The 12247-nt window shown below is 65.5% G+C and carries 13 protein-coding genes and 4 tRNA genes; 4 read left to right on the top strand and 13 right to left on the bottom strand.

The features are described from left to right. Positions 1–42: 42 nt before the first annotated feature. The 4 genes from rplK to U9978_RS02945 form a co-directional block, all read right to left on the bottom strand. Positions 43–477 (bottom strand): 50S ribosomal protein L11, encoded by a 435-nt coding sequence (gene rplK, locus U9978_RS02960; protein WP_322759473.1) that lies wholly within the window; start codon positions 475–477, stop codon positions 43–45. Between the two features lie 155 nt (positions 478–632). Then, entirely contained in the window at positions 633–1427 is a 795-nt protein-coding gene (nusG, locus tag U9978_RS02955) for a transcription termination/antitermination protein NusG (protein ID WP_322759472.1), read from the bottom strand. An 82-nt stretch (positions 1428–1509) separates the two neighbouring features. Continuing rightward, positions 1510–1758 carry a preprotein translocase subunit SecE gene (gene secE, locus U9978_RS02950; RefSeq protein WP_322759471.1) on the bottom strand — a complete coding sequence of 83 codons (249 nt, stop codon included), beginning with the start codon at positions 1756–1758 and terminating at the stop codon, positions 1510–1512. Positions 1759–1788: 30 nt separating this feature from the next. After that, positions 1789–1861: transfer RNA gene (locus U9978_RS02945), tRNA-Trp, on the bottom strand. Positions 1862–2317: 456 nt separating this feature from the next. On the opposite strand from U9978_RS02945, the gene U9978_RS02940 reads away from it, so the two are divergent. After that, positions 2318–3526, top strand: coding sequence for a pyridoxal phosphate-dependent aminotransferase (locus tag U9978_RS02940; protein ID WP_322759470.1), 1209 nt, complete (start codon positions 2318–2320; stop codon positions 3524–3526). Positions 3527–3697: 171 nt separating this feature from the next. Here the strand turns inward: U9978_RS02940 and U9978_RS02935 are convergent, their stop codons facing one another. From U9978_RS02935 to U9978_RS02915, 5 genes are all read right to left on the bottom strand, one after another. After that, the gene (locus U9978_RS02935) at positions 3698–4126 is read right to left on the bottom strand and encodes a MaoC/PaaZ C-terminal domain-containing protein (RefSeq protein WP_322759469.1); all 429 of its coding nucleotides are present in this window, start codon (positions 4124–4126) and stop codon (positions 3698–3700) included. A 7-nt stretch (positions 4127–4133) separates the two neighbouring features. Then, a complete protein-coding gene (locus U9978_RS02930; RefSeq protein ID WP_322759468.1) occupies positions 4134–4598 on the bottom strand; it encodes an FAS1-like dehydratase domain-containing protein in 465 nt (154 codons plus the stop codon). 213 nt (positions 4599–4811) lie between these two features. Beyond that, complete coding sequence (rpmG, locus tag U9978_RS02925; RefSeq protein ID WP_322759467.1) at positions 4812–4976, bottom strand: 50S ribosomal protein L33; 165 nt, start codon at positions 4974–4976, stop codon at positions 4812–4814. Between the two features lie 102 nt (positions 4977–5078). Next, positions 5079–5152: transfer RNA gene (locus U9978_RS02920), tRNA-Met, on the bottom strand. Positions 5153–5238: 86 nt separating this feature from the next. Further along, positions 5239–5311 (bottom strand) — tRNA-Thr (locus U9978_RS02915). A 434-nt stretch (positions 5312–5745) separates the two neighbouring features. Here U9978_RS02915 and U9978_RS02910 point away from each other — a divergent pair. Both U9978_RS02910 and U9978_RS02905 read left to right on the top strand, forming a co-directional pair. Continuing rightward, complete coding sequence (locus U9978_RS02910; protein WP_322759466.1) at positions 5746–7116, top strand: GH25 family lysozyme; 1371 nt, start codon at positions 5746–5748, stop codon at positions 7114–7116. A gap of 233 nt (positions 7117–7349) precedes the next feature. After that, positions 7350–7859, top strand: coding sequence for a hypothetical protein (locus tag U9978_RS02905; protein WP_322759465.1), 510 nt, complete (start codon positions 7350–7352; stop codon positions 7857–7859). Between the two features lie 158 nt (positions 7860–8017). Here the strand turns inward: U9978_RS02905 and pyrE are convergent, their stop codons facing one another. Next, the gene (pyrE, locus tag U9978_RS02900) at positions 8018–8545 is read right to left on the bottom strand and encodes an orotate phosphoribosyltransferase (protein ID WP_322759464.1); all 528 of its coding nucleotides are present in this window, start codon (positions 8543–8545) and stop codon (positions 8018–8020) included. A 272-nt stretch (positions 8546–8817) separates the two neighbouring features. Continuing rightward, positions 8818–8902, bottom strand: a tRNA-Tyr gene (locus tag U9978_RS02895). Positions 8903–9116: 214 nt separating this feature from the next. Between U9978_RS02895 and U9978_RS02890 the strand changes: the two genes are divergently transcribed. Beyond that, positions 9117–9605, top strand: coding sequence for a YajQ family cyclic di-GMP-binding protein (locus tag U9978_RS02890; RefSeq protein ID WP_322759463.1), 489 nt, complete (start codon positions 9117–9119; stop codon positions 9603–9605). A 453-nt stretch (positions 9606–10058) separates the two neighbouring features. On the opposite strand, the gene htpX is transcribed toward U9978_RS02890, so the two are convergent. Both htpX and U9978_RS02880 read right to left on the bottom strand, forming a co-directional pair. Further along, positions 10059–10928, bottom strand: coding sequence for a zinc metalloprotease HtpX (gene htpX / locus U9978_RS02885; protein ID WP_322759599.1), 870 nt, complete (start codon positions 10926–10928; stop codon positions 10059–10061). Positions 10929–11153: 225 nt separating this feature from the next. Next, positions 11154–12092, bottom strand: coding sequence for a Rossmann-like and DUF2520 domain-containing protein (locus U9978_RS02880; protein WP_322759462.1), 939 nt, complete (start codon positions 12090–12092; stop codon positions 11154–11156). Positions 12093–12247 lie beyond the last annotated feature (155 nt).

Raw genomic sequence — 12247 nt, 5'->3', positions numbered from 1 at the left:
CTGGCATCCGACACCCCCCGAACAACTTCCGGCGCCGACCACTTAGCCGCTGACGGTTATACCCATGGACCGCGCGGTCCCGGCAATGATCTTCTCGGCGGCTTCCAGGGTGGTCGCGTTGAGGTCGGGCAGCTTGGTCTGGGCGATCTGGCGGATCTGCTCCGCAGTGAGGTTCGCCACCTTGGTGCGGTGCGGAACACCGCTGCCCTTTTCTATTCCAGCGGCCTTGAGGATGAGCCGCGCCGCCGGCGGGGTCTTGGTGACAAAGGTGAACGAACGGTCGTCGTACACGGTGATCTCGACCGGGACGACATTCCCACGCTGCGACTCGGTGGCCGCGTTGTACTGCTTGCAGAACTCCATGATGTTGACACCGTGCTGGCCGAGCGCCGGGCCGACCGGAGGCGCAGGTGTCGCCACACCGGCGTTGATCTGGAGTTTGATGATGGCCGAGATCTTCTTCTTCTTGGGAGGCATGGTGTCGTTTCTCTCTGGGTTTCCTGGGGTCTCCGTCGGTGCAGAAAGTGCTGCGACGGCGCCGCCGTCAACCGACTAACGGATCGCCGGGCTGGTGGGAACCTCCGGCGGCGCGAGACCACACATGATCGCTCCACCATCGGCCATCGGGCAGATCAGATCTTCGCAACCTGGTTGAACTGGAGCTCGACCGGGGTTTCGCGGCCGAAGATGGACACCAGCACCTTGAGCCGCTGTGCATCGAGGTTGATCTCGCTGATGGTCGCAGGCAGGGTCGCGAACGGGCCGTCCATGACGGTCACCGACTCCCCGACCTCGAACTCCTGTACCCGGACCGTCTCGGTCTTCTTCTCGGGCGGTGCCGGGGGCGCGAGAATCGACACGACCTCCTCCGTCCGCAACGGCGACGGCTTGTTGGTCAGGCCGACGAAGCCGGTCACCCCTGGCGTGTTTCGAACGGCCGACCACGACTGGTCGGTGAGGTCCATACGGACGTAGATATAGCCCGGATACTTCTTCTGTTGAACCAGCTGGCGCTTGCCGTTCTTGATAACCGGAACCTCCTCGGTCGGCACCTCGATCTGGAAGATGTAGTCCTCCATGTTGAGGCTGGAGATCCGAGTCTCGAGGTTCGTCTTCACCTTGTTCTCATAGCCGGCATACGAATGAATGACGTACCAGTCTCCGGGCGCGTCCGCCAGCGCCCGCCGGACATCATCATCATCGTCGTCATCGTCATCGAAGGCGGGCTGGTCGACATCCGTGACCGCCGTGGCGAGATAGCCGGGGTCCGTGTCGGTGCCGGTGGAGCCGTCGCCGCCCTCGCCGTCCTGCGGCAAGGCGCCGGCTTCCGTGCTTGCCACCTCGTCGTGCGCCAGTGCCGCCAGCGGGTTGAGACCGTCGAGAGCCTCCCCCTGTTCGGAAGAGACGTGCTCGGGAAACTGGGACACGCGGACGTTCCTTCTCTCTTGACCGTGCTCTGTGAGCTGTGCGGGCGTTGCGGTGACATGGCTCCGCGGAACGCGGTTCATGTCAACCGAAGATCGCCAACACCGCCTTGGTGAGACCGAAGTCCAGCGAGGCGACGAATGCCACCATGATCGAACAGAACACGAGCACTACGGCCACGTAGGTGATCAGTTCACTCCGACCCGGGTAGATGACCTTCCGAAGCTCGGCGACGATCTCTCGGTAGAAGCGCAGCGGCGTGGTACGGCGCCGGGCTGCAGGCCGGGTCGCTTGGCCGGCCCGCGGTGCCGCGTCACGTGTGTCGGTCGCCACTCACTCCACCTACCTGATCGTCGGATACCGCAGGGGCGACAGGACTCGAACCTGCAACCGCCGGTTTTGGAGACCGGTGCTCTACCAATTGAGCCACGCCCCTTTAACGCCACGACCGTCGCCGCGGTAGCAGCCGCCGATCGAAACGAACCCAGGCTCGACCGTGACTCTGAAGATCACGCGACCCTGGAGATCATCCGCGATGCTACATGCGAGGATGACAGCCTAAGCGCATCCACCATACTCCCTACGCGACCCCTTACGCGGCCCACACCCACGAGTCTGCAATCGGGTTCAACATCTCCACCGCACCCAGGCTAGCTGGAAAGAGGCTGGCTGCACAGCGACCGACCGGACCGCGGCCTGCCTGACCGGCTGCCCACCTGACCGCCGACCAGCTCACCGAACCGGGGGCGCGATTATAGCTCGACATCGCGCCACCGCCAGGCCCAGAGGTCACAGCCGACATAGCCACCAGGTCCGGATACGCCGGGTATCCCGGCACGATCCGGACGGACCGGCCCGATGATCGAGCGGGCAACCCAGTATGCGTGGCAGCATGACGGTCATGACCCGGATCTCTCACCGCGTCGGAGGCATCGCCCCTTCGGCGACACTTGCCGTGGATTCGACCGCTAAGGCGCTGCGCGCGGCCGGCCGGGACGTGATCGGCTTTGGTGCCGGCGAACCGGATTTCCCCACTCCCGACCATGTCGTCGCCGCTGCCGAGAAGGCATGCGGCGATCCGAAGATGCACCGCTATACACCGGCCGCCGGCCTACCGGAGCTCAGGGAGGCGGTGGCGGACAAGACCCGCCGCGACTCCGGCTTCAACGTCCCCGCCAGCCAGGTACTCATCACCAACGGAGGCAAGCAGGCCGTTTACATGGCGTTCGCGACCCTCCTCGACCCTGGCGACGAGGTGCTGCTGCCCGCTCCGTACTGGACGACCTACCCGGAGTCGATCCGGCTTGCCGGCGGCACGGCGGTGGACGTCGTGACCACTCCCGACCAGGGTTACCGGGTCACGGTGGAGCAGCTGGAGGCGGCTCGCACCCCCCGTACGAAGGTTCTGGTGTTCTGCTCGCCGTCCAACCCGACCGGCGCTGTACACACACCCGAGGAAGTCCGGGCGATCGGGCGTTGGGCCGCCGATGCCGGGCTGTGGGTGATCGCCGACGAGATCTACGAGCATCTGGTGTACGGCGACGCCCGGTTCGCCTCCCTGCCGGTCGAGGTCCCCGAGATCGCCGACCGCTGCATCGTCGTCAACGGCGTCGCCAAGACCTATGCGATGACAGGGTGGCGGGTCGGCTGGCTCATCGGGCCGGCGGATGCCGTCAAGGCAGCTATCAACCTGCAGTCCCATGCCGCGTCCAACGTCTCCAATGTGGCGCAGGCGGCGGCGCTGGCAGCCGTGGCCGGCCCCCTGGACGCGGTGGCCCAGATGCGCCTCGCCTTCGACCGACGTCGCCAGACCATGCACCGCATGCTCTCCGACACCCCCGGCGTGGTATGTCCGATGCCCGAAGGCGCTTTCTACTGCTACCCGTCGTTGCTCGGTGTAATCGGTCGCACACTGCGGGGACGCACCCCGACGACCTCAGCGGACCTGACCACGCTCATCCTCGAGGAGGCCGGCGTCGCGATCGTGCCAGGTGAGGCGTTCGGGACGCCCGGCTACGCCCGATTGTCATACGCACTCGGTGACGAAGACCTGACCACTGGTGTGCAGCGCATGTCCGACCTGCTGGCCGAGGCGGACTGACCAGAGGTCGCCCAGAGGGCCAAAGGGCGCGCGATGATCGTCAGATCGCGCGCCCGGAGGCCGCAGTCCCCGGAGCACCAACAACTGACGGTGTGTTCGGGAACCGCGCCAGGCTCCCCGACACACCGTCACAGGTCGTAAGGATGGGTCGCGGATTGTCCCAGGATACGATCAGGAAAGCTGGACGGTGGCACGCGAGCCCAGCAGCACCTTGGTTCCGTCGCAGCGGACGGTGATGTTCACCACTACCTGGTTGTCGTCCAGCTTCTTGGCAACCACGCCGCTGACCACGACCGCGGCACCGGCATCGTCGTCCGGCACCGGCACGAACGACGAGAAGCGGACGCCGTAGTCGACGACCGCCCCGGGATCGCCGGCCCAGTCGGTGACAAGCCGCGCCGCGCTGGCCATGGTGTACATCCCATGGGCGATGACTCCGGGCAGACCGACCTCGGTAGCGGCCCGGTCATTCCAGTGGATCACATTGAAGTCGCCTGACGCCCCGCAGTAACGAACAAGATCTTCACGGCGGATCCGGAACTCGCGTTCCGGAATCAGGGTACCGACCTCAACATCGTCATAGGCAACGGTCGTCGGCATGGTGGCCCTATGTGCCCTTCTCGGCCATGGCTGTTCCGCGGGAGACCAGCGACGCACGTGCCGCTGCCACCACCTCACCAGCAGTCGTCACGAACTCGTAGTCACTGATCAACAATTCGTTGCGGCCTGCATTTCGGATGTCGGTGATCGTGCCCGACACCACGATCTCATCGCCGGCGACGACCGGCCTGCGCAGCGAATATCGCTGCTCACCATGCACTACCAGTGAGTAGTCAAGGCCGAGCGTGGGATCATGAGTGGGAATGACCGGCCGCCACATACCGAGCGCTGTCAGGAAGGTGGGTGGCGCGACAAGATCAATATAGCCGGCAGCCTTGGCAGCATCAAGATCATGGCAGAGTGGACTGTGCTCGCCGATCGCCAGCGCGAACTGTCGGATGTGCTCGCGTCCGACCAGAAACGGTGTGTCAGCGACAAACCTGCGCCCGACGAAATCCCGGTTGAGCGGCATCGCATGCTCCGATCTCACCCTGGTGGCGCGTGGAGCACCACGGCCTTCGCGGTACCCCATGCCCCGCCAGCCGAAAGACAGCCCGCCATCGACGATCCAGCATTCAATCAGGATGAGGAAATCAATCAGACGGGCACACCATAACGCGACGGGCCCACGCAACTATGCCGACATGCCGAACCGGGTTCACACAGCGAAAGAGACCAGCCGGGGTCAGCGAGTCTCGCGGTGGTCGGTGTGCTGCCGGCAGTTCGGGCAGAACTTGCGCAGATCCAGACGATCGGGATCGTTGCGGCGGTTCTTGCGTGTGATGTAGTTGCGGTGTTTGCACACCTGACACGCCATGGTGATCTTCGGACGGACATCGGTGGCGGCCACGGTGCTGTGCCTCTTCCTGCAGGTCGGACAAGAACGAACCAGAGCTTATGGACATGCGGGACGACCGCGTGTCGTTTTTGGCGGGTCGCGACACCCGGCCGGTAGCGGTGGCCGGATTTGAACCGGCGACACAGCGATTATGAGCCGCTTGCTCTGCCTGGCTGAGCTACACCGCCTTGGTGGATCAGCTCCGCCAGCAATCAAGCCAGCCGACGGAGCAGCGGCCGGACGTCGGTTGCCCGACTACCGACCGCTACCACAGAGCCCCTTTACGGAATCGAACCGTAGACCTTCTCCTTACCATGGAGACGCTCTGCCGACTGAGCTAAAGGGGCATGTGCGCGCGCTTAAGGCTACACGACAGAACGACGCTTCGGACGGCACCCGGCCGACGAGCTCGAGTCCCCGGTCGCGGCGAATCCACAGCCCGACCGGTAGGCGACCGGCAGGGGCGAGCCGCGGCAAGTAGATCTTCAGCGGATGTCGCCAAGATCAAAATTCAGATTACTACTTAATGCTAGGAAGTTTCGCCCAATCGCGACGCATGAAGACTGTGAGTAGCGACAGAGTCTGTCTGGCGCCCATCCATATACCTCTAAGTAATATGCCAAGCGCTTAGCGTAGCCATCGGTCGAGCGAGGCTGTCATCAGGGATCACCCATCGGCCAGTCCACCCCACCTGCCAGGGAGCCCCATGCACGTGACACCTCCCACCACCCGCCGCCACGATGATCCGGGCCACTCGCCGACTCCCCTCCGACGGCGCCCAATGCGAACGGTCACACGCACGATCACCACCACTGCCGTGGTGACGCTCATCACCGCCGCGAGCGCCGGCGCCGCCGGCAACCTCACCGCCGCGAACACCACCGCCGCGAACACCACTGCGGTGGACCTCCGCCAGGACTACGTCTCACCCGGCGATGTTCCCCTGGGCGAAGGCACCACCGTCGCGCCACCCGGCGAGGGGATGCCGACCCGAACCCGCTCGGCGCTGGCCATCCCAGCCGGCTGGCCGCGGGGCGTGGACGTCTCGTCATGGCAGCATCCCGGCAGCACGGAGATCGGCTGGAACGCGGTCCGCTCAGCCGGCATCGACTTCGTCGTCATCAAGGCGACGGAGGGCAACAGCTACACCAACCCCTACTTCGCCACTGACCGCGCCCACGCTCAGCAGGCTGGCCTCGTGGTCGGCGTATACCACTACGCGCGGCCCATGCTGCCGATCGCGACGGCGGTCGACCAGGCAGACCGCTTCCTCGCCGTCACCGGACCGACCCGCTCCGCGGGGCAGCTGGCGCCCGTCCTCGATCTCGAGGCGCAGGGCGGGTTATCAGCCGACCAGCTCGCCGCGTGGGCTCATGCCTTCCTGGAGGAGGTCGAGACCAGAACCGGGCGGGCTCCGATCCTGTACACCTATCGATCGTTCTGGACCGACATCATGAAAAACACGACATCGTTCTCCCGCTACCCGTTGTGGTTCGCCATCTACAACGCGGCATCGTCCCCCGGACCCCTGCCCGGTGGCTGGCAGAAATGGTCGATATGGCAGTACACGTCGTCCGCGAGCGTCCCCGGTATCGCCGGGAACATCGACATGAACGTCTTCTGCTGCAGCGCCGGATCATTGACACTCGGTGCCGACGGGCGGACCAGCGAGATCGACAAGCGCTACGGCGCGGACGCTCGAGTACGTTCGCTGCTCGCGGTGCCCAGCCGGGACGAGGAACCCGCCGGCGGCGGCGGACGGTGGAGGCAGTTCCAAAAAGGACTGCTCTTCTGGTCGGTTGCCACCGACGTCCACGAGGTTCACGGTGGAATCAGCACCCGGTACCTCGCCCTGGGTGGCAGCAACAGCCTCCTGAGACGGCCAACCAGCGACGAGGTGGACGCGGAGGCTGCGGGCAGCCGCCAGTCGGTGTTCCAGGGCGGGCGGATCTACTGGAGCCGCTTCACCGGCGCGCACGAGGTCCACGGGTCGATCCTGCGCAACTATCTGGCGTTCGGGGCTGCCGGCTCCGACCTGGGCCTGCCGATCAGCGACGAGTACTCGGTGGACGGTGGACGCGAGAGCGCCTTCCAGTACGGCTGGCTGCGCTGGGACGAGGCCACCAACTCGGTCACCATCATCCGCCCCTGAACAGTGGATCCGGCGCAGGGCGACCGCCCGCAGCGGGGAACATCACCCGCCGAGGGTGGGATCCGCACCCACCAGGCTCGACCAAAGGCCGAACAACACCACCATTGCAGGCTGTCGGAGCTGTCGTGCACCTGGTCCCGGACGGGGATGTCGGGCAACCGGGCATGTCCTGGGCATCACGAGGGCATGCCAAGGAGGGCTCACCGTCCCGTCACGCTCCGGGGAGGATTCGTATGGAACGGGCACGCTCTGCGCACACCGGCGGTGGATGGCTGGTATTTGCGGCAGCCATGATCTTCATCGCAGGCTTCCACAACCTCATCTATGGAATCGCCGCACTCAGGAACTATGCCGTCCTCATCACGGCCAACGACACCGTCATCTACCAGGATCTGGACTTCTGGGGCTGGCTGCTGCTGTGCATGGGCATCGTCCAGATAGGCACCGCCGCCGCGATCCTCACCGGCAAACAGTGGGCGCGGTGGTTGGGCATCGCCATGTGCGGGATCAACGCGATCGCCCAGCTCGCCTTCTTCGCGATCTTCCCAGGCTGGTCGTTCATCCTCATCGGGCTCGACCTACTCGTGATCTACGGACTGACCAGGCACGACGCGCTGCCGCGCGACTCCTACGACCCGTACCCCGAAAGCGACCGGACCCAGACTCGAATGGATCGCCCGGAATATACCGGATCAGCCCGGTCCGGTCCGACTGGTACCTCCCGGTCCGGCCCGGACGTATAACCTCGGAGCTGATCCATCAGGTCGGCCGACGGGCGCGTGATCACAGCAGATCCATCAGGTCGCTGCAGGATTTGCCATGACCACCAAGATCACGCGTCCGAAGACGCCACGCGGCGCTGCCGGCCGCCGGTAGCGGGCGCCTTCAGGCGTCGCGCACCTCAGGCGACGGCGTCCAGATCAGCACGGGTGAGCACCGAACGAAGGTCAAGGCCGATTCCAGCGAGGTTCGCCCGCCCGCCCTCCTGACGATCGATCACGCACAGGGCTTGTTCCACGATCGCGCCCTGTTCCCGCAGGACCCGGGCCGCGTCCAGGATGGCACCGCCGCTGGTCACGACATCCTCGACGAGCACGACCCGCAGGCCCTCGACAGTCCCGCCCTCGGCGGTCCGACGGGTGCCGTACTCTTTGGCCTTCTTGCGGACGAACCGAGCCGGCATTCCCGTCCGCTGGGACAGCAGGGTGACCAGAGGGATACCACCGAGCTCAAGACCGGCCAGCACGTCCGCGTCCGTGGGTAGCAACGGACGCATCGCGTCGACGATCCCGGCGAGCAGCCCCGGGTCGGCCTCGAACAGATACTTGTCGAAGTACTCGCCGCTCGTCCGCCCGGAACGCAGCAGAAACTGACCGGTCAGATGCGACACGGCCCGTACGCGGCCGGCAAGCGTGCCAGTGTCAGTCATGTCTGCGGACTCTATAGATCGAATAGATCCGCCGTACCGGGACGGCATGATCCCGCAGCGTAGGTGGTTTCGGTCATGATAACGACCGCATCCACCTACTACTTCCGCCGCCGAGGCCTGGGCGTAGGTAGAAACTGTCACCGCAGCGACCATTACCACCTACAGCGTCCGCTGCCGAGGCGGACGCGACCGGGGAGCGTCGGACGGACGCAGGCAGGCCCCGAGCATCGCTCGGGGCCTGTGCAGCAGCGTGTTCCGGGACGAAGCTGAGGTGGTGGCAGGTGTTGGGTTCGAACCAACGTAGGCTGAGCCGGCGGTTTTACAGACCGCTCCCTTTGGCCACTCGGGCAACCTGCCGTTGGTGGACAGCATACGGGATGGACCGTGTTGGTCGACAACCGGTCCCACCGAGGTGAGCGGCGGGGCACGAACGAGGGCGTGCCGGGTTACGCGGGCGCGGGCAGACTCGGGATCAGGGATCGGGCACTGCCCTCGCCCGAGGCGCTGGGCGAGGATGCGAAGGTCCTGCGCCTACGCGCAGGTACGGGCGATGAGAAGGAGGCACGTCACCGTGGCGGACCCGTCGTTCGACATCGTGAGCAAGGTCGACCGTCAGGAGATCGACAACGCCGTCAACCAGACCGCCAAGGAGGTGGGGACCCGCTTCGACTTCCGCGACACCGGCGCGTCAGCGGCGTGGTCCGGAGAATCCATCCTGCTCACCGCGAGCACCGAAGAACGGGTGAAGGCCGTACTGGATGTCCTTCAGGAGAAATGGGTCAAGCGTGGCATTTCGCTCAAAGCGCTGCAGCATGAGGAGCCCACTCAGTCCGGCAAGGAGTACCGGCTGGTGGTGACCGTGCAACAGGGCATCGCCGACGACAAGGCCAAAGCGATCTCGAAAAAGATCCGGACCGACGGCCCGAAAGGTGTGCAGGCCCAGATTCAAGGGGATCAGCTCCGGGTCACCGGCAAGAAACGGGACGACCTCCAGCGCATCATCCAGATACTTAAGGAAGCCGACTTCGGACTGCCGCTCCAGTTCGTCAACTACCGCTAGCCGGCCAAAGGGCGTGCGAGCATGCTTCTCCCCGCACGCCCGGCGGCCCCACACAGCCGACACGGCCAAAGGGCGTGCGAGCATGCTTCTCCCCGCGCGCCCGGCGGCCCCACACAGCCGACACGGCCAAAGGGCGTGCGAGCACGCTTCTCCCCGCACGCCCGGCGGCCCCCAGCAACTCAGCACGCCAAAGAGCCTACGATCCTGCGCAGAAAGGTGCGCCCCGCCCGATGGGGGGTTTCGGGCGGGGCGCTGCACGGCGAGGCATGGGGGGTTTGCCTCGCCGCGGGTCAGGGATTACGGGGTGCCTGGCGTCTTCGGCGATACGAAAGCCACGATCACTTCGCCGTAGGACGCCCACTCCCCTGACCGGCCGCCAAGCGCCGGCCAGCTTGATGATCTTACAGGATCGAGTGTGCTAGCTTTTTCAGGGTACGACTTTCCGTCGGAGATTCAACGGTAGGGGTCCATCCGAGCCATCTCCTCCAGCCGCTCGATCCGACGGTCCATGGGTGGGTGGGTACTGAACAGCTGGACAACCCCGCCGCCCCGAAACGGGTTCGCGATCATGAGCGACGACACAGGTCCAAGCTGGGAAGTCTGCGGGAGCGGTCGGGCAGCCGTGCCAGCGTCAAGTTTACGCAGCGCCGTCGCGAGGCCGAGCGGATCACCAGTCAACGTCGCGCCAGAGGAATCCGCCTGATACTCCCTGGACCGGCTGATGGCGAGCTGGATGATCGTTGCCGCGATCGGTCCCAGCAGGACGAGTAGCATGATCTCCAGGATGCCCGGACCGTCATCGTCCCCACTCCGACCAAAGCCGAAAATCGCCGCGAACTGCGCAAGGTAAACGATAACGCTCGCAAGCGCACCGGCGACGGACGCGATGAGGATGTCTCGATTGTAGACGTGGCTGAGTTCATGGCCCAGGACGCCGCGCAGCTCACGATCATCCATGATTTCCAGAATTCCCGACGTACAGCAGACCGCCGCGTTGCGGGGGTTGCGGCCGGTGGCGAACGCGTTCGGCGCCCCGGTCGGGCTGATGTAGAGCCGCGGCATCGGCATCCTTGCCCGAGTTGCGAGTTCCTGAACGATCGCGTACATGCGTGGCTGTTCAACCTGGCTCACCGGATAAGCCCGCATCGCGCGTAGGGCCAGCTTGTCCGAGAAAAAATACGAGAACCCGTTCACACCCAGGGCGACAATGAACGCGATGGCCAAACCACGGCTCCCGAACAGGGAACCGACAAAGAGAATCACCGCGGACAGCACGCCCAGCAGGGCGGCGGTTTTAAGACCGTTGTGGTAGCGGTGGGACATGGCGATCGGGTGTCCTGTCATCTCGAAGGTCGCACCTGTAGTTAACGTCCGGATCAACCAGAACCGTTCCCCACCCCAAGCGATCGCGGGATGCACCAGGAAGGTCACCTGATACGAAGTGCCCCGTTCATCCGGAAGTCACGCGCGACCGTCACCTTCTGTGGCGATCACCACACCAGTGCGTCCTCCGCGCCATCCGTGCTCTCACAAGACCCATCCGTGCTCTCACAAGACGGTGTGCGTGACCGGAGCGGACAACGCTTCCCGGACGGCCTCGCCGCGCTCACGCTCAGTAAGACCCGCTTGTTCGAGCTGGTTCAGAGCGAGCGATGCCAGCGCCGCGTAGGCCGACATCGCAGCCGGGTCGAGTGCGCCGAGCGCGTCCAGATGCGCACGTACCGTGCCCGCATCTCCGCGCCGGACCGGGCCGGTCAGCGCGGCCGGGCCCCGTTCGATGGCGCTGTCCAGCGATTGTCGCAACAGCGGAGCGAGGGCATCGGCACCCTCGGGGACGCCAAGCTCGTCCAACAGGGCCAGAGTGGCCGTGACCAGCGTCGCCAGATAGTTGGATCCGAGGACGACGGCGGCATGGTAGGCCGTCCGTACCTGCTCGGGTACGAAAACGACCCGACCGCCGATCGCTGCGACCAGCGTGCACACGACCTGCTCGGCGGCCGGGTCGGCGGTCACTCCGAACGAAGCCCCGGACAGCAGGCCCGCGTCCGCCACGGTGCCGCTCAATGTCATGATCGGATGCACCGCTGCTCGTAACGCTCCGCAGTCACGAGCGGGCTGAAGAATACCCACCCCGTGCTGTCCGCTGGCGTGGGCGACGAGCTGTCCGGTCCGCAGCACTCCCGCAGTCACGATGTCCGCCAGGACATCCGAGATCGCGTCATCGGAAACAGTGAGAAACGTCATATCCGAAACATCAGCCACTTCGGCCGGCGTCCCCGGCGAAGCCGCCGGGAAGGCGACCCGAGCCCGCGCCCGGCCCGCCGCGGACCGCGCATGCACCGCTACGACCGGATGGCCGGCATCGGCAAGAGCCACGCCCAGCGCTGTCCCCGCCCGTCCGACACCGACGATCCCGATCCGAAGTGCCGGCGCCACGATCACAGTCTCGGCCGAGCGCCCTGCCACGGAACTTGTGTCGCCAGCCATCGGGCCATGTTCCCACCATGCTTTCCCCGCCCACGCACCTGACCGCCGCCACCATGATCGGACCAGCCCGTGTCGCAGTCGTCACACTCAGATGACTCCGTCGGGACGTTACGCCCCGCCTCAATAGTCCGCCCGGTACGCTCGAGAGGTACCCG

The sequence above is a fragment of the Protofrankia sp. Cr2 genome (assembly GCF_963555885.1).
Classification (GTDB): Bacteria; Actinomycetota; Actinomycetes; order Frankiales; family Frankiaceae; genus Protofrankia.
The sequence above is the reverse complement of the archived record's forward strand: the minus strand, read 5'-3'. Positions and strand labels throughout refer to the sequence as shown.